The sequence below is a fragment of the Rhodococcus sp. JS3073 genome, from assembly GCF_026810085.1.
In the GTDB taxonomy this organism is placed as follows: Bacteria; Actinomycetota; Actinomycetes; order Mycobacteriales; family Mycobacteriaceae; genus Rhodococcus_F; species Rhodococcus_F wratislaviensis.
This window is the reverse complement of record NZ_CP113951.1, coordinates 5,161,479-5,177,680: the sequence shown is the minus strand read 5'-3', so window position 1 is coordinate 5,177,680 and position 16,202 is coordinate 5,161,479. Positions and strand designations below refer to the sequence as shown.

Annotated in this window: 17 protein-coding genes; 3 read left to right on the top strand and 14 right to left on the bottom strand. The window is 64.5% G+C overall.

From position 1 onward, the window contains the following. Window positions 1-63: 63 nt before the first annotated feature. From OYT95_RS23370 to OYT95_RS23305, 14 genes are all read right to left on the bottom strand, one after another. On the bottom strand, window positions 64-1,584 hold the full coding sequence (locus OYT95_RS23370; protein WP_128641018.1) for a GMC family oxidoreductase: 1,521 nt from the start codon (window positions 1,582-1,584) through the stop codon (window positions 64-66). A gap of 498 nt (window positions 1,585-2,082) precedes the next feature. Beyond that, window positions 2,083-2,727: a TetR/AcrR family transcriptional regulator gene (locus tag OYT95_RS23365; protein ID WP_235214631.1), complete on the bottom strand. Its 645-nt coding sequence runs from the start codon at window positions 2,725-2,727 to the stop codon at window positions 2,083-2,085. Between the two features lie 161 nt (window positions 2,728-2,888). Continuing rightward, window positions 2,889-3,218, bottom strand: coding sequence for a carboxymuconolactone decarboxylase family protein (locus OYT95_RS23360; RefSeq protein ID WP_128641016.1), 330 nt, complete (start codon window positions 3,216-3,218; stop codon window positions 2,889-2,891). Window positions 3,219-3,273: 55 nt separating this feature from the next. After that, complete coding sequence (locus OYT95_RS23355) at window positions 3,274-3,801, bottom strand: NADPH-dependent FMN reductase (protein ID WP_128642313.1); 528 nt, start codon at window positions 3,799-3,801, stop codon at window positions 3,274-3,276. A 35-nt stretch (window positions 3,802-3,836) separates the two neighbouring features. Next, on the bottom strand, window positions 3,837-4,331 hold the full coding sequence (locus tag OYT95_RS23350) for a flavin reductase family protein (protein WP_009475734.1): 495 nt from the start codon (window positions 4,329-4,331) through the stop codon (window positions 3,837-3,839). Between the two features lie 12 nt (window positions 4,332-4,343). Further along, window positions 4,344-5,126, bottom strand: coding sequence for an enoyl-CoA hydratase-related protein (locus OYT95_RS23345; RefSeq protein WP_268789226.1), 783 nt, complete (start codon window positions 5,124-5,126; stop codon window positions 4,344-4,346). 71 nt (window positions 5,127-5,197) lie between these two features. After that, the gene (locus OYT95_RS23340; RefSeq protein ID WP_268789225.1) at window positions 5,198-5,593 is read right to left on the bottom strand and encodes a RidA family protein; all 396 of its coding nucleotides are present in this window, start codon (window positions 5,591-5,593) and stop codon (window positions 5,198-5,200) included. A 40-nt stretch (window positions 5,594-5,633) separates the two neighbouring features. Further along, window positions 5,634-6,980, bottom strand: coding sequence for an MFS transporter (locus OYT95_RS23335; protein ID WP_128641014.1), 1,347 nt, complete (start codon window positions 6,978-6,980; stop codon window positions 5,634-5,636). Between the two features lie 65 nt (window positions 6,981-7,045). Beyond that, window positions 7,046-7,894 carry an amidohydrolase family protein gene (locus OYT95_RS23330; RefSeq protein WP_128641013.1) on the bottom strand — a complete coding sequence of 283 codons (849 nt, stop codon included), beginning with the start codon at window positions 7,892-7,894 and terminating at the stop codon, window positions 7,046-7,048. A 5-nt stretch (window positions 7,895-7,899) separates the two neighbouring features. Continuing rightward, entirely contained in the window at window positions 7,900-8,295 is a 396-nt protein-coding gene (locus tag OYT95_RS23325; RefSeq protein ID WP_128641012.1) for a RidA family protein, read from the bottom strand. Between the two features lie 28 nt (window positions 8,296-8,323). Further along, complete coding sequence (locus tag OYT95_RS23320) at window positions 8,324-9,496, bottom strand: LLM class flavin-dependent oxidoreductase (protein WP_128641011.1); 1,173 nt, start codon at window positions 9,494-9,496, stop codon at window positions 8,324-8,326. Between the two features lie 200 nt (window positions 9,497-9,696). After that, entirely contained in the window at window positions 9,697-10,398 is a 702-nt protein-coding gene (locus OYT95_RS23315) for an SDR family oxidoreductase (RefSeq protein WP_009475742.1), read from the bottom strand. Further along, entirely contained in the window at window positions 10,395-10,844 is a 450-nt protein-coding gene (locus OYT95_RS23310; protein WP_128641010.1) for a hypothetical protein, read from the bottom strand. The genes OYT95_RS23315 and OYT95_RS23310 overlap by 4 nt, the downstream gene beginning before the upstream one ends. Further along, window positions 10,841-11,293: a MaoC/PaaZ C-terminal domain-containing protein gene (locus tag OYT95_RS23305; RefSeq protein WP_128641009.1), complete on the bottom strand. Its 453-nt coding sequence runs from the start codon at window positions 11,291-11,293 to the stop codon at window positions 10,841-10,843. The genes OYT95_RS23310 and OYT95_RS23305 overlap by 4 nt, the downstream gene beginning before the upstream one ends. A 320-nt stretch (window positions 11,294-11,613) precedes the next feature. On the opposite strand from OYT95_RS23305, the gene OYT95_RS23300 reads away from it, so the two are divergent. The 3 genes from OYT95_RS23300 to OYT95_RS23290 all read left to right on the top strand — a co-directional run bounded on the left by OYT95_RS23300 (window position 11,614) and on the right by OYT95_RS23290 (window position 16,200). Next, window positions 11,614-12,765 carry an acyl-CoA dehydrogenase family protein gene (locus OYT95_RS23300; RefSeq protein ID WP_128641008.1) on the top strand — a complete coding sequence of 384 codons (1,152 nt, stop codon included), beginning with the start codon at window positions 11,614-11,616 and terminating at the stop codon, window positions 12,763-12,765. Then, window positions 12,765-13,790 carry an acyl-CoA dehydrogenase family protein gene (locus tag OYT95_RS23295; protein WP_128641007.1) on the top strand — a complete coding sequence of 342 codons (1,026 nt, stop codon included), beginning with the start codon at window positions 12,765-12,767 and terminating at the stop codon, window positions 13,788-13,790. The genes OYT95_RS23300 and OYT95_RS23295 overlap by 1 nt, the downstream gene beginning before the upstream one ends. A gap of 1,006 nt (window positions 13,791-14,796) precedes the next feature. Next, complete coding sequence (locus tag OYT95_RS23290) at window positions 14,797-16,200, top strand: WS/DGAT/MGAT family O-acyltransferase (protein ID WP_268789224.1); 1,404 nt, start codon at window positions 14,797-14,799, stop codon at window positions 16,198-16,200. The last annotated feature ends 2 nt before the right edge of the window (window positions 16,201-16,202 follow it).

Here is a 16,202-nt window from a genome sequence, read left to right as displayed (position 1 = left end):
AACCTCGGGGCGCCAGAGGCAAATCGCCGTCGAATCAGCTGATTCGTGGGACCGCGCCCGGAATCACCCAGCGGGTCTGCCGCACAGCAGATCGGCGGCCTTCTCACCGATCATCACGGTCGCAGCATTCGTGTTACACGAGACGATGCTCGGCATGACTGACGCATCTGCGACGCGCAACCCGTCGACGCCGCGCACCCGAAGGTGCGGATCGACCACCGCCGTCGCGTCAGTGCCCATGCGACAGGTTCCCGAAAGGTGAAAGAAGCTGCTGACACTGTCGTGGATCGCCTTCTCCAACTCCGGGCGGTCGAGGCGAAGTAGTGCGGAGGCGTCGGAAGTGCCACCCCATGCGTCGAATGCGCTCGTCTCGGCGAGTGTGTTCACCACCTCGATTCCGGCGATGAGCTGTTCGATGTCGTATGGGTCGCTGAGGTATTTCGGATCGATCAGCAGCGGCGCTTCCGGGTCGGAAGACGCCATGCGAATGCTTCCGCGGCTTCGCGGGCGCATGTGCCCGATCCCGAAGGTGTAACTGTTCTCGGCTGGCCGTTGCCACGGCGTGTGGTAGTCGACCTGGATCTGCACGATTTGCAGCTCCGGCCGGGTTTGAGACGGGTTCGTCTTCGCGAACAGCGTCGACTCGGCGTAGTTGCCACTCGGTGGGGGCAGCTGTCGATCCGCGCGCATCCGGACTCCCGCCAGCAAGATGTGGTCCTGCAGGTTCAGGCCGACCTCCGGCGACTCGATCACCGGTTGCACGCCGACCGACTCGAGGTCTCGGACCGGTCCGACGCCCGAATGCAGCAGCAGCCGCACGGAATCGACTGCACCGGCGCACAAGACAACGTCGCCGGCCGCCGCGGACCGGATCGAGTGACCGTCCCAGGTGTACTCCACCCCGCGACAGCGATCGCCCACGATGACGAGGCGTCGACAGATCGCCCCGGTGCGAACTGTCAGATTTGTCCGGCCGCGAGCCGGCCTGAGGTAGGCGCTCGCGGTGCTCTGTCGCCTGTTCCCGCTGATCAGCAGCTCATGGCACGCTGCCCCGAGTAACTCGCCACTGTTGAGGTCTGCTGCGACAGCGTGCTGCGCCTGCCGCGCGGCCTCGACGTGGGCGAGTGACAACGGGTGGGGCGAGTCGATCGGCCGCGGCGCCAGTGGTCCGCCCCGACCCCGGAATCGGGGGTCGCCGTCGGGGACGTCCTCGGAGCGCATGAAGTAGGGCAACACCGAGTCGTAGTCCCAACCCTCAGCGCCCTCCGCGGCCCACGAGTCGTAGTCGACTCGGTGTCCCCGCAGGTGCGCCATGACGTTGATCGAGCCCGAGCCGCCCAGGACCTTGCCGCGGGTCGCGGGGACCGTCCGCCCGAGAGCCTTCTGCGGAACGGTCGCGTAGTTCCAATCCAGCTCGCTGCCAGCCAAACTCGGCCAGGCACCTGGGTTCTCGATTTCTGGTCGTCGCTCGGAGCCGCCGGCCTCCAGGAGCAGGACACGGACCTCGGGATCCTCGGTGAGTCGCGCAGCAATGATGCACCCGGCGGTTCCGCCGCCGACGACGATGTAGTCGTAGGTGTCCACGATGCTCTACCGCCCGACCCCGACCGGCTGCACCGCGCCCGCCGTCACGGTATTCGCGTTCGGAACGTCACCGAGTAGTTCTGCTGGCATGATCGAATCCTCAATGTCGTACGGATAGAGTGGTTCTCATCGTTCTCGAGAACGGACACCGATCTCGGATATCTCGGGGAACGACCGCCCGGAGTCACTGATTCAGGCTGGAGCGCGTCCGGTGAGTGAGGCTTCTCGACAACAGAGGAACGCCTTCCAGCCAGGAAGCGTGCCGCCGGCTCAACAGATAAACGAAGTTCGTCTGCGCTTACATACTAACCGGGCGGTACGTAACGTTGTGAGATGACGTTACCGCACTACACGTCAGGGGGTCAAGAGATCGCGACGATACCGCTGGGACCGCGGTTCACCCGGATGCCGCGAACCCGCTGCGTCACGGTAGGCGCTAAACGAGCACGGCCTCCACGAAGGGGCATTCGTGGAGGCCGGGTGGTCGAAGAGTGCAGCTCAGGCGTCCGCCGGTCGCTCGATCAGTCCGTCGATGAGGATGTCGGCGTAGATGGTGCCGATTTCGCGGGGGGTTACCGAGCCCTTCAGGTCCAGCCAGACGTGTGTCCACGCCCCCATGCCGATGATCCCGAATGCCACCAGTCGTGCCGGGCCCTTCTGTCGGAACACACCCTCCTGCATGCCGCGCTCGATCACGTCGACGAAGAAGCGCTCGAACTCGTCACGCTTCTGCTGGATCTCGGCGAAGACATCAGTGGGCAAGAACTTCCGTTCCTGCATGAACACCGTGATCTCCGCCTTGTAGATCGACATCGGTTCGAGTAAAGCCTCGGTGATCAGTCGTCGCAGGATCTGATCCGGACTCTGTTCCTTGTCCGCCATGACACTGCGCGCACGCCCGAGCTGATAGTTGATGAACTCGTCGTGCACCCGGTAGAGCAGGTCTTCTTTGCTCTGAAAATGGTGATAAAAGGCGCCCTTGGTCAGCTCCGCCGCATCGACGATGCTCTGGACAGACGTTGCCGCGTATCCGTTCCGCTCGAAAAGTTCGACCGCGTTCTCGAGCAGGGCACGCCGAGCTCCCTCGGGGTCGCGGACCCTACGGCCACTCGTCTTGCCACTCGAAACCTTCGGCCTCGCCACGAAACTTCCTCCCTGGCTGTTCAGCCCGCCGTCCATCTCGAACACTCTGTCCGGAGCGGGTAGGCGCGATGCTACGGCACGTCCAGTACACCCACGGCTCGTCGGCGTACCGATCAAGTATACATTCGTACCAGTCGGCATGCTATGCGCGCCCGGCCAACCTATCGAGAGGCTTCGGGGCCGGGGAGATCCCGAAGGATCTGGACTGCCGTCATCGCGGTGGGCCAGCCGGAGTAGAACGCGAGGTGAGTGGCGACTTCCACGAGTTCTTCGACTGTGAGGCCGTTGTCCAGTGCCCTCCGCAGATGGAAGGGCAGCTGCTCGGAGCGGTAGAGCGCGATCAAGGCAGCGACGGTGATGAGGCTTCGGTCTCGAGGTGTCAGTTCACGACGTTCCCAGATGTCGCCGAACAAGGTGTCGTCGGTGAGTTCGGCCAGCTTCGGAGCGAACGAACCGAGTGCCCGTCGGGCGGGGCCGGGCATATCGGGCATAATTGTTCCTTCGAGGTACTTGGGGCCGCGGTGTCGCCGGGTGTCCCGTGTTCATCTACGCCGGCGCAGTGCGCAGTGCGTTCGTCAGCGAGGCACCTTCCCTGGACAGCCAGGTGCTGACCGTGTCCGTGAGGTGGTCGAGTTCGGAGTCCACGACGTAGAGACTCCGAGTGGGCACGACGGCACCCAGTTCGACCAGCAGCGGTCGGAGGTGGACCTCGCCGGCCATGGCATGGTGTGGGGCACCGCCCACCATCACGGGCACCGCTACGACGCCGTCGAGTGAGACGAAGCCGAAACGGTCGAAGAAGGATTTGAGCAGGCCCGTGTAGGTCGCCTTGTAGGTCGGCGAGACCACGATGAGGGTGTCGACTCCGCTGACGAGCTCCATGTCCCGTTGCACCGTCGCGGAGTCGGGGTCCAGAACGTCCCCGCCGTGCATCGCCAGATCGACGACAGGACCGACCCTGCCTCCGACCGCATCGGCAACTTGACGGCCTACCTCCAGTGCGACGGTTGCCGTCCGCGATGCCGGCCGCGGGTTTCCGACCAGAACGCCGACTGTGATGTCGCTGTGCGCCATGGACTCTCCTCGATTGATCGTCAGCGAGTATCGGTTCATACCTGCGATCCGACGGCCGTGAAGAATTCCCGGCGTGCATAGGCCAACGCATGGCAATCCTCGCGCACTCCCCCGTCGACCACGGCACCGACCACGATCGTGTGATCGCCGGCCTCGACCATCTGCTCGACCCGGCACACTGCGAACGCCGCGGTGTTCTCCGCGAGCACCGGCCCGCCCAGTCCTCCGTCCGGGGCCGACCATGCATGTCCGTCGAACTTCGAGTCCGACTTGACCGCGAAGGCCAGCGCGACGCTCTCGTGGCCGTCGGCGATGTAGTTGACGGTGAAGGATCCCGACGAACGCACCGCCTGCAGGGTGTTCGACCCGTGGTCGAGGCATGCGAGGACGAGCGGGGGATCCAGCGAGACAGAGCACACCGCGGACATCGTCAGACCCTGGTGCCTGCCGTCGTCACCGGTGGCAGTGACGACTGTGGCGGGGCCTGGTGCATACGCCATGATGTCTTTGAACTTGCCCAAGTCGATCATTGTTCGTTTCTCCTAGCTCGATCGGGATGACGTGGTGCGGCCCGCGGCGCGAATCGCGTCCTGGACACCGGGGTTGTACGCACTGGCTGCCTGAGCCCAGGACTCGAATCCCACCGTCACGTCGAAGGAATTCTCGGCGGCGAGATTCACGGCTTGTTTCATGTCGCGAGCGAGCGACGGCTGCAGATCAGCGACCGAATGTGCGAGAGTCAAAGCTTCTCCGAGCGGGTCATCGGCGTAGACGTCTGCGAGTCCCTCGTCATGGGCCTGCACGCCGTCGAGTGTCCGGCCGAGGAGAACCGTGCGTAGTGCACGTCCCCGCCCCAGCTTCTGCGTCAGGAAATAGGTGCATCCGCCTCCCGGATGCAAGCCCATTTTCGCAAAGGTGGCGCCGAATCTGGCGTTCGGCCCCGCGATGGTGATGTCGCATGCCAACGCGAGATTCAACCCAGCACCGATCGCGTGACCGTTGACGGCGGAAACCGTGGGGTATGGAAGCTCCCGCAGCCACAGGAAGCTCTCGTAGTACGACAGTTGACGGGCCCGCATGCTCGACGGGGTCGCGCCGTTCACGCCGAAGATCGCCATGAGATCCGCCCCGGCACAGAAGGAGGTCCCGGATCCGGTCACCACCAGGCACCGCGTTTCAGTGTCGGTGGACAGCTGGTCCGCCGCTTCGAGTAGCTCGAGGCGCATGGCGGGGCCGATGGCGTTCCGCTTCTCCGGGTCGTCGAGTACGAGAACCCGGATGCCGTCGTCGTGGCGCTCGATGCGGATTTTATCGAATTCTGTCATTTCCCAGTCCTTCTGCGAGGTTCCGGTCGACACCGATGAACGTGGTCCGACCGTCGGCGTTCGTTACCGACTCAGGCTGCGTCGGGACGTACCGCGACGGCTTCGATCTGAACACGCAGGTTCGAGGCGATACCGAGGACGAACGTCGACCGTGCCGGGTATGGTCCCTCACCGAAAGCGCCCTTGTACGCATCGAGGAACTCGAAGCGATGTGCCTCGTCCTGCAGGTAGCAGGTGGTCTTGACGACGTCTCGCAGTGTGAGGCCTGCGTCCGCCAAGATCGTGGCGACGTTCTCGAGGCAGATCCGGGTCTCGTCGGCGATCGATTCCGCCTCCTTACGTCTCGCCATGGTCTCGGGGTCGATCGCCAGGCCCGCGGCATAGACGAACACGTCGGTCGCGGTACCGGACGACAGCCCCTGCGGGCTGAAATCTCCCAGGTCGGTTGGATTCAAGTAGTCGATCATTTCGACCTCGTCTTTCGTTTGTACGGTCTGGTTGCAGTCATCACGCATTGCGTAAATCGACGGTCCGGGTCTCACCGAGTGCGCTGACAGAAAGCGCGGCCACGATGCACAGCGCGGAGATCATCACGGAAACCGCGATGCTGCCCGGGCCTCCCGGCGCGATGAAGGTTGCAGCGAGGAGCGGGCCGAGGCCGCCACCGATCATGCCGGCAAATTGGTAGCACAGGGATACGCCCGTGTAGCGGGACGCCGTCGGGAACAGCTCCGCGAGCAGTGCGGGGACCGGGCCGTTCGCCGCCGCGTTGAGCACGGTCATGCTGATGACATACGAGAGCAGGATCAGTGGGAAGCTTCCCGACGTCACCAATGGGAACATCGCGAACGCGTGGATCGCCGTGAGCAGGGCTGCGGTGACGTAGACCGGTCGCCGGCCGTATCGGTCGGAGAGCCACGCGAACAACGGGACAGTGAGAAGCATGCCCGCCGTACCGATCATCATCGCGTTGAGCAGCGTCTGGCGCGGGATCCCGAAGTCCTTGTGCGCGTAAGTCACCAGCAGTGACGTCGCCACTGCGTACGCCATGAACGGTCCAGCGTAGACGCCGATTCCGAGCAGCACGCGACCCCGGCGTTCCCGAAGTAGCGCGAACAGCGGCGCGCGGCGCGGCTCCTCTTCGTTACGCTCCTTCTTCTCGGCCAGCAGGACGGGACTCTCGCGTACGCCGACCCGGATGTACATGCCGATTCCGACGAGGACGACCGTCACGAGGAAGGGTAGACGCCAACCCCAGGACAGGAACTGGTCCTCGGAGAGCCCGCCCAGCGCCGCGAACGCAACGAAGGACAGCAGGAGTCCGGCCGAGGCTCCCATCTGGGTTGCGCTGCCGTAGAAGCCGCGGGACTTCGTGTTCGCATGTTCGACAGCCATCAAGACGGCGCCGCCCCATTCACCGCCGACGGCGATTCCCTGTATGAGACGGAGGGCCACGAGCAGGGTCGGGGCGAGCACGCCGATCTTGTCGGGTGTCGGCAGCAATCCGATCGATACGGTTGCCACCCCCATGATGCTCAGGGTCCAGATGAGCGAGGATTTCCTGCCGAACCGGTCGCCGAAGTGGCCGAAGATGATTCCACCGAGCGGGCGGGCGAGGTATCCGACGGCGAGCGTGCCGAACGAGGCGATGAGCGCCACGGCCGGCGACGATCCCGCGAAGAACACCGGGGCGAACACCAGGCTTGCCGCGGTCGCGTAGATGAGGAAGTCGTAGTACTCGATCGTGCTGCCGATCGCGCTGGCGATATAGACGCGGCGCCGTTGGCGAACAAGATCGTCGTTGGGCCTGTCCGTAGTTGCCCTTGGGGAGGAAGTGCCGTCAAGAGTGCTCATTGCGGTCTCCGGATTCGGGGCGGGGGGTGGATCGCTGGTGATCACATCGGCCCGCTGAGTGGGGGCTATTTCGGGAGAATGATGTCGAGTGGCCGGTTGTAGAGGATGTCCTCGACCACGTCGTGTGGGATCGGGAGTGGCATGTCGAGTTCCGAGATCGCCAGGAACTGATCGGCGGACTCTTTCGGGCAGAATGACGGGAAGTCGGAGCCGAACACAAGGCGGTCGGTGACATGGCCCTCGATGGCGAGTCGGAGCCCGTTGTAGAGCTGCCAGGTCTTCACCGGTAGCGTCGATACGTCGGCGAAGACGTTGCGGTTCTTCATCATCAGCTCGACCGTCTCGTTCATCCACGGCTTCCCGAAGTGGGCAACGAGGATGTTCATATCCCGGAACTCGCGGGCGACCTTGTCCAGAAACATGGGGTACGCGTATTCGTTGCACCCGTCGGGCGCGAACACGCTCGCCTGGTGGAACATGAGGAAGATGCCGAGATCAGCGGCAGCGCGATAGACCTCGTAGGCCTCGTCGCAGTGCGGATGGAAACCCTGATACGGCGGTGAGAGTTTCACCCCGTGAAGGCCGTATTCGCGTACGGCGCGGCGGAGTTCGTCCGCCGCGCCGGGCTGGGTCGGGTCGACGCTGCCGACCCCGATCGCCCGTTCCCGGTTGGCGTCGAGGTACTCGCCGACATAGTCGTTCGGCACCTTCATTCCGATCCGGGCAACCTGCAGGCCGAGGACCAGGAACCTCTCGACACCGGACGCCGCCATCACCCGGGTGTGCTCGGCGAGGTCCGCGCGGCCGAAGCCTGGCCGCCCGACGAGCTCGGTTCCTCGGTCTGTCCATACCGGGCCCAGATGTTCGGGTAAGTAGATGTGTGTGTGCCAGTCGGTGAACGGACGGTCGGGCATCGCGGCTACCCCTGTCTCTTCGGCCGGAGCGCGACGGCGTCGATCTCGACGCGGCAGTCGCCGGCGATGCCGACGACGAGCGTCGTGCGCGCCGGGTACGGGCCTTCGCCGAAGACCTCGGTGTACGCGGTCCAGAACTCCTTGCGATACGAATCGTCGGCCAGGTAACACGTCGTCTTCACCACGTCCCCGAGCGTGCAGCCGACAGTCTCGAGGATCCCCTGGATCTCCTCCAGCGCTACCTTCGTCTCGTTCGCGATGGTGTCGGCCTCCGGCTTACGCGCCAGCGTCTCCAGATCCAGCGCCATCCCGCCGCAGAACACGTAGTCCTTGGTCGCCACACCCGGATTCATTCCGAATCGAGGGTAGGGAAGGTTGCCTGGGTTGAGGTATTCCGTCATGAGTATTCCTTCTGTGGGATCCGGTGGATCAGTTCGCGGCGACAGCCGTAGAATCGAGCGTGCGGAGTTCCGGCATGCACTCGCTGGCGAAGAGTTTCAGCGATCTGTCGATGTCGTCGTGTGCGATGCCCGGCACGCCCATCTGCAACAGCCAGTTCTGGATGCCGTGCGACTTCGTCATCCGCGTCATCTTCTCGAGCACGGTGTCCGGCGAACCGATGAAGAGGTGATCACGATCGAACATGAGATCCCAGGGGGCCATCGCCTTGTACTTGGGATCGTTCGGGTCCTCGTCGGCGTCGAGGAAGACCCCGATACCGCGAACCCGGCAGATAAGTTCGAAGAACTCCACCACCGCCGGCTCAGCGATGCGACGCGCCTCCTCGTCCGTGTCCGCGACGTATGCCATGCGCAGCACGGCCACATCCTCACCGAGTGCCGGGGTGACGCCGGTGACCTTGGCCCGCTCGTCGCGGTAGAGCTCGCAGAGGTTGTGGAGAATCCGACCGGTGGGGTACCAGGTGATCGGCTTCATACCTTTCTGAGCGGCGCGCCGGAAGCCCTCGACAGTCTCGGTGACCGCGAACAGCGGCGGCATCGGCTGCTGGTACGGCTGCGGAGTGATCCCGAACGCTTGAAGCATGCCGTCATCGCCGACCCAGCCTTCCGGATCGGGCGCACCGGGCGAGTGGATGAACTTCGTCCCCGGCTCCGGGAATGTGTAGCGCGGCCCCTTCCAACGGAACTGGCGGTCGGTCCAGATCCCCTTCACGATCGCGAGGTTTTCGTCGAAGATCCCGTAACTGTTCTCGCTGCCGTTCCAGCGGTTTGCCTCGGGATTGAGATTCATCACCTCGATCGGCAGAATTCCCCGACCGAACGCCACATCGAGGCGACCGTCACTGAAGTGGTCCAGGATGGCGAGATCCTCCGCCACCCTCAGCGGATGCCACAGGGTCAGCGATACCGCCGCCATCCCGAACCGGATGCGGCTCGTCCGAGCGGCCAGATCCGTCGCCAGCATGATCGGATTCGGGCTCGCATCGGTCCCGTCGACATCGAAGTGATGCTCCCCCAACCAAATACGGTCATATCCGAGCTCGTCCGCCATCACGGCATGTCGCCGCGTCGCCTCCAGCACCTCATGCCAGGACAACTCGCCCGAACGATTCGTCAACGCATACAGCAAATCCAGTTTCATACTTCACTCCAAGTCTCTGTGGCCGAACGCCGCTTCCCGACGAGAACGACCGTCGTTTCTTCAACCGGTTTTCGAGGGCCGACATCACACCGCACCCTTCCGTGACGACCATCACACGAGGGTCCCTGCGGACCAGCCCCGATGCCAGCGGGAAACTACCTATCCACTACCTGTGCACTACGTATCTGCCATGACCGCCTTCAGCCATGACTGCGACCTCCGCAGCACGGCAATACCTGTCCCGTGACATATGCCGCCTGGTCGGAGCCCAACCAAGCGACTGCTTCGGCGATATCGATGGGCCTGCCCGGGCGTTGCAGCGGAATGCGCGAGATGATGCGGTCACGCACCCTCGCGGGTACCGCGTCGGTCATGTCGGTGGCGATGAAGCCCGGTGCCACGGCGTTGACGCGCAAGCGCGGCGCGTGGCTCAACGCCAGTGACCGGGTCAGGCCGACTACGCCGCCCTTGGAGATGGCGTAGTTGAACTGGCCGACGTTGCCGAGGTATGCGCGTGAGCTGATATTGACCACCGCGCCACCATCGACGATCTCGTCGGCCAGTTCGGACGTCAACTCGAAGGTCGCGCCCAGGTTGATTCGATTGACGAGTCGGAAGTTCGGTTCGGTCATGTCGCCGATCAGAGCATCGCGCGTGATACCGGCATTGTTCACCAGCAAGGTCGGCTGCCCCTCTTCGGACCGTATTGCGGAGCGAATCTGCGCACGGCCCTCCGGATCGGCGATGTCGGCCTTCACTGGCGTGGCATCGATCGATGCTGCGCTGTCCCCGACCGTCGGATCCACGTCTACCAGGACCAGGCGGTAGCCGTCCTTCGTCAGGCGCCGGGCAATTTCGAAGCCGATACCCCGGGCCGCGCCTGTGACCACTGCAATCTTCATGGCAGAGCTGCTCCTAAATGTTCGTCGCCGAGTACGAAGGCTTGACCGTTGGCCCCGCGAGTGGCGACGAGGAGATCCACCGCGTCGGCAACCGACTTCGGTTCCACATCGTCGGCCACGGCGACGACCGTCGAGTAGCCGTTGTGTTTTCGGCGCTCGAGCGCGAGTGCGCGTGCACCGCTGAGTAGGCCGGCTGCGACAGCCGCGTCCAGCGGTTCGGTTCGTCCCAGCAGTGCGGCCGAGCGCACGACGTAGACCACTGCACCACCTGCCGCGACTGTCTCCCGGGTCATGTCGAACGCCTGAGCCAGTTCGTCCTCGGTCTCCGCCCATACACGAAGACCGGTCCGTGCGACGAATACGAGACCGTCACGGGGGTCTTTTCCCGCAGGGCCGGCGCCGGTCAACACCTCATTGAGTTGCGGGTCGTCCGCGCGGACCCTCATACCTTCGCCTCCCGCTTCACCAATGCCACCACTTCTCCTTCTTGTACGACGACATCGTGCTGGTTGAGAACCTGCACGTGCTGGACCATGACGCCACGGTCGGGTTTCGACGTGGGAGTCAGCTCCACGACCTCGTTGGCCGCGCGGATCGTGTCGCCGATGAGCACCGGACGCACGAAGCGCCAGCGACGGATCTCGGCGAACGCCACCAGGGTGTCGTCGAAGATTCCGAGCCGGCCCCGAAGGCCTGTCACGATCGACAGAACGAGCGCTCCGTGAGCGATCCGTTCGCCGAACTGACTCTCGCGCATAGTTTGCGCATCAGTGTGCAGCGTATGAAAATCACCGGACACTCCGGCGAAGTTGACCACGTCCGCCTCCGTCACAGTGCGACGCGGAGTCTCGAACGTCATTCCGATTTCCACGTCGTCGAACCACAGTCCGGCCATGGGACACCTTTCGAGAATTCATTTGCGGAACTCCGACTCGAAGCAGTTTGCCGAGCGGCTACCGTTCACGGAAACTTAGTACCGCCCGGTCGGTACGTCAAGCGTCAAGATGCACTCACGTGGCAGATCTCGGTACCTGCACCGAATTAGCCACCAGCATTGCGTATATCGCCCACTTTTGCCATAGTGCGTAATCAAGACATGCGGCGGTCAACATCGACCAACATTCCAACCGGTTTGCAGACGGACATGCAGGCACCGGGACCCAACGTCGACGCAACACCCGAAACCGACTCAGCCACAACCGAAGGGATTCTCCAATGAGAGATCCGCGACTGGTTCCGCCCATCGCGTCGGACCCACACGACATGGACGACTTACGCGCCGAAGTCCGGCAATTCGTCGACGCTCAGTTCGCTGATGGGCGCATCACTCCGCGGATCGACAGCTGGCTCACCGGCTGGCACGAGGACTTCTCGCGCGCACTCGCCGACCGGGGATGGGTCGGCATGACGATCCCAATCGAGTACGGTGGCCGCGGTTGCAGCCACCTCGAACGTTTCGTCGTCACCGAGGAACTCCTCGCTGCAGGCGCCCCGGTCGCCGCGCACTGGATCGCCGACCGCCAGATTGCACCGTCACTCCTTTTGTACGGCAACGAATTTCAAAAACGGAAGTATCTACCCGAGATCGCCCGTGGCGAGTGCTACTTCGCCATCGGCATGAGTGAACCCGACTCCGGATCCGACCTCGCCAGCGTCCGCACCAAAGCCACCCGCGTCGACGACGGCTGGGTCCTCAGCGGCACCAAGGTCTGGACGTCCGGCGCCCACCATGCCCACGCATTCATCTGCCTCGCCCGCACGACCCCCGTCGACCCCGCACATCGGCACGACGGACTGAGCCAGTTCATCGTCGATCTGCGGTCCCCGCGCGTCGACATCCGACCCATCGTCTCGATGCACGGTGGGCACCATTTCAACGAAGTCATCCTCAACGACGTCTTCGTCGCCGACGACATGGTCTTCGGCACCATCGGCAGCGGCTGGCAGCAGGTCACCTCGGAACTGAGCTTCGAACGCAGCGGACCCGAACGCTTCCTGTCCACATTTCCTCTCCTCGCCGACACCGCCGAACAGATGCGGACAGGGGCAGTACCCCGACACCCCGACCTAGGCCGGTATCTCGCCCGAACAATGGGGCTGCACCAGATGTCCACCGCGGTCGCCGGAGCCCTCGGACGCCACGAACCCGCCGACGTCGCCGCGGCCGTCGTCAAAGTCCTCGGAACCACCACCGAAGGCGACATCGCCGATTTTGCCGACGTCATCACCGGTGACGCCGGTCCGACCCCCCGCCGCTACCGGGCAATGATCGATGACGCCGCCGCCCAACGCCCCGGATTCACCCTTCGTGGCGGCACCAACGAAGTTCTGCGCGGCGTGATCGCGCGGGGATTGGGAATGCGCTGATGACGACACCAACCACTGTCGACCCCGATCTTGTGGCAATGATGTCTGCGGTCTTCGTCGCTTACCGCGACCAGAAGGAACCTGACGCCGGTACCGCTACGTGGGACCCAATCCTCTGGTCCCACCTCACCGATCTCGGCCTAACCCGCCTCACCGGATCAGAGGAATCCGGCGGCAGCGGAGCCGGATGGCTCGAAGCCGCGGAACTGCTCCGCGCCGCCACAACCAACGGCGTCCGAATCCCGCTGGCCGAACACGACCTGCTCGCCGGCTGGCTGCTCGATACCGCCGCGCTTCCCGCAGACGACGCCCGCCGCACCGTCTGCCTGCTCGATCACACCGGAACTGCCCACCGGGTGCCCTGGGCCGCCCAATCCGACAAGATCGTCACGGTCTGGCGCGACACCCACACGTACGTTGTCGCCGACATCGAGACGAACATGCTCACCATCACGCCTGACGCCAACATCGCCGGCGAACCCAGGGACACCGTCACCATCGACAGCGCCCACTCAGGCACTCCGGTAGCTGACGCGGTCGTTGACCAACTACTCCTGCGCGGCGCACTGATCCGAGCCGTGCAGACGAGCGCCGCCCTCGACCGCATCCTCGACCTCTCAATCACGCACACCACCGAACGCACCCAGTTCGGGCGACCGCTCGCGAAGTTTCAGGCCATACAAAACCTCGTCGCCGATATCGCCGCCGAAGCCGCACTCGCCCGGGCCGCCACCGAAGCCGCCCTGAACGAAGCCGTCCGCACCGACTGGTCCGCACCGAACCTCGACGTCCTTGTCGCCGTTGCCCGTTCCTGCGCCGGGCACGCCGCCTCCATCGTCGTCCGTAATGCCCACCAGGTGCACGGAGCGATCGGCACCACCCGCGAGCACCGCCTGCACGAGTTCACCCAACCTGCCCTCGCGTGGCGCTCCGAGTTCGGCTCCCTCCACCACTGGGACGACATGCTCACAACCGCGTCCATCACGGCAGGCCGACAGAACCTGTGGTCCGTTGTCACCGCATGATCTCTGGGCGTGTGTGGCCGATGAATCAACGAGGGTGCAATGACACACTTTATTATGCAAGGAATTACGGCAGTCTTCCGCGTTCTCGCGCACACTCGCGCTCCCGCGCGGGAGCTCGAGTTCTGGGCTGAGATGACGAGTCCGGCGTCCTCGCCTGAGCCCAGCAGACCGGTCCACGCCCTTGACAGAATCGACATGAGAAACGCCGGCGGATACACAACGGGAGACGCACGATGAGTTGCGGTCAAGACCTACCTCGCGAAGCGCGCGAACTCATCACCCTCGCTCGGATGTGGATTCCCTACGGAGGAGTTCCTGCAGAGCTGGTCTTCCAGACTTTCGGAATCGCCGAGCACCAGTTCGTCGACAGGCTATGGGCGGCAGTCCAGGATGCGCGCTGCGACCCACACCTCGTCCGTGCGCTTTCGTCCGTGTATCCGCGCCGTCGGTCACCCTGGGCAGCACCCACAACGCGCGGTAGCTCACCGGTCTGAGCAGCAGACACCGCCCCACATACTGCCGATCCGCACTATTCGAGGCAACTGCAGCACCACGGGGTGCTTTGTCCACACGTTCTGCTCATCTCCACTAGCTGTTTCGACAAGACCGGGAGACGGGAGTGTTGCGCAGGTGGTTCTCGACTGCATCCGGAGATTTTCCGCCCGCTCGGTCAGGAGGTACGAACCATGCGTCGGGCGTTGGGGCTATCGATAAGGGGGCTCGGACTTGGTGGGGTTCTCGGCCGCGGCGACGAACCCGAAGCGGTACAACGTGCCTTTCGCCAGGAACTGCAACCCGTGGGCTCGTCGGCATTCGTCCTGTTGGCATTCGCGCATGTGGCGGAAAGCGTGATTGTGCTGTAGAACTACAAACAGCGAGACCGGTTTGTGACATGAACCACATCTAAACGTTACCTTGCGACACCACTACACAGACATGAACAACAGTTCCGGGGGGAGCGGATCCGCGCAGGTGGATCCGGGTTCGGGAACGGTAAGGACACCACATGCTGTTGCCGATGGCACCGACCGATTCACTGTTTCTGCTCGGCGAGTCCCGCGAGCATCCGATGCACGTCGGCGGCCTGGCAGTGTTCACGCCGCCCGAGGGGGCGTCGGCGGCCGATGTGCGTGCGATGTTCGATGCCGCGCTGGTCGGTGACCAGGTGGCGGCGCCGTTCCGCAAGCGGGCCCGCCGTTCGGTGACGTCACTCGGCCAGTGGGGCTGGGACACCCTCCCGCACCACGAGGTCGACCTGGAACATCACGTGCGCCGGGACGCCCTGCCGCAGCCGGGCGGGATGGCCGAACTGATGACCCTGGTGTCGAGGCTGCACGGCACCCTGCTCGACCGCAGCCGTCCCCTGTGGGAGATGCACCTGATCGAGGGACTCGCCGACGGCCGCTACGCGATCTACACCAAGATCCACCACGCACTCGCCGACGGTGCGTCCGCGATGAGACTGCTCCGCGACAGCATGAGCGAGGACCCCCACCGCCGGAACATGCCCACCCCCTGGCAGCCCCGCAACCCGCTGTCGGCCGTCCCGGACGCGGGCGTCGCGGTTTCGGGAGGGCTCGGCTCGGCACTGCCCGCGATGGCGTGGGACGCTGCCCGCGCCGCGGTCGGCGAGGTGGCCGGACTGCTGCCCGCAGCGGTCGGCACCGTGGATCGTGCCCTGCACGGCAAGGGTGGTGCGGTGTCGCTGACCGCACCGCACACCCTTTTCAACGTGCCGATCAGCGGAGCCCGGCACGTCGCCGCCCGGTCCTTCCCCCTCGAACGGATCCGCCTGCTGGCCAAGCACGCCGACGCCACCATCAACGACATCGTGCTCACGATGTGCGCGGGCACCCTCCGGGCCTACCTGCACACCCGCGATGCGTTGCCGGACAATCCCCTGATCGCGATGGTCCCCGTCTCCCTCCGCGCACCGAACACCGGGGCCGGAGGCAACCGGGTGGGAGTGCTCATGTGCAACCTGGCCACCCACCTCCCCGACCCCGCGCACCGCCTCGAGACCGTGCGCAACTGCATGAACGAGGGCAAGGCCGCCCTCCAGGCGATGAGCCCGGCCCAGGTCCTCGCGATGAGCGCTCTCGGCGCCGCCCCACTCGGAGTCGAGATGTTCCTCGGCCGGCGCGGCCCGCTGCGGCCCCCGTTCAACGTCGTCATCTCCAACGTTGCCGGCCCCCGAACCCCGTTGTACTGGAACGGGGCCCGACTCGAATCCCTCTACCCGCTCTCCATCCCCACCACCGGGCAGGCACTCAACATCACCTGCACCAGCAGCGACGACCAGATCGTCTTCGGCCTCACCGGCTGCCGCCGCACCGTCCCGGATCTGCACCCCATGCTCGATCAGCTCGACGCCGAACTCGATCTCCTCGAAACCGCTGTCGGACTGTGACT

Bases quoted from the DNA above. Each gene is read 5' to 3' on its own strand.
- OYT95_RS23290 (WP_268789224.1), top strand. From the start codon at position 14,797: ATGCTGTTGCCGATGGCACCGACCGATTCACTGTTTCTGCTCGGCGAG.
- OYT95_RS23350 (WP_009475734.1), bottom strand. From the start codon at position 4,331: ATGATCGACTTGGGCAAGTTCAAAGACATCATGGCGTATGCACCAGGC.
- OYT95_RS23325 (WP_128641012.1), bottom strand. From the start codon at position 8,295: ATGACGGAATACCTCAACCCAGGCAACCTTCCCTACCCTCGATTCGGA.
- OYT95_RS23355 (WP_128642313.1), bottom strand. From the start codon at position 3,801: ATGGCGCACAGCGACATCACAGTCGGCGTTCTGGTCGGAAACCCGCGG.
- OYT95_RS23310 (WP_128641010.1), bottom strand. From the start codon at position 10,844: ATGAGGGTCCGCGCGGACGACCCGCAACTCAATGAGGTGTTGACCGGC.
- OYT95_RS23295 (WP_128641007.1), top strand. From the start codon at position 12,765: ATGACGACACCAACCACTGTCGACCCCGATCTTGTGGCAATGATGTCT.
- OYT95_RS23335 (WP_128641014.1), bottom strand. From the start codon at position 6,980: ATGAGCACTCTTGACGGCACTTCCTCCCCAAGGGCAACTACGGACAGG.
- OYT95_RS23320 (WP_128641011.1), bottom strand. From the start codon at position 9,496: ATGAAACTGGATTTGCTGTATGCGTTGACGAATCGTTCGGGCGAGTTG.
- OYT95_RS23360 (WP_128641016.1), bottom strand. From the start codon at position 3,218: ATGCCCGATATGCCCGGCCCCGCCCGACGGGCACTCGGTTCGTTCGCT.
- OYT95_RS23300 (WP_128641008.1), top strand. From the start codon at position 11,614: ATGAGAGATCCGCGACTGGTTCCGCCCATCGCGTCGGACCCACACGAC.
- OYT95_RS23345 (WP_268789226.1), bottom strand. From the start codon at position 5,126: ATGACAGAATTCGATAAAATCCGCATCGAGCGCCACGACGACGGCATC.
- OYT95_RS23305 (WP_128641009.1), bottom strand. From the start codon at position 11,293: ATGGCCGGACTGTGGTTCGACGACGTGGAAATCGGAATGACGTTCGAG.
- OYT95_RS23340 (WP_268789225.1), bottom strand. From the start codon at position 5,593: ATGATCGACTACTTGAATCCAACCGACCTGGGAGATTTCAGCCCGCAG.
- OYT95_RS23315 (WP_009475742.1), bottom strand. From the start codon at position 10,398: ATGAAGATTGCAGTGGTCACAGGCGCGGCCCGGGGTATCGGCTTCGAA.
- OYT95_RS23330 (WP_128641013.1), bottom strand. From the start codon at position 7,894: ATGCCCGACCGTCCGTTCACCGACTGGCACACACACATCTACTTACCC.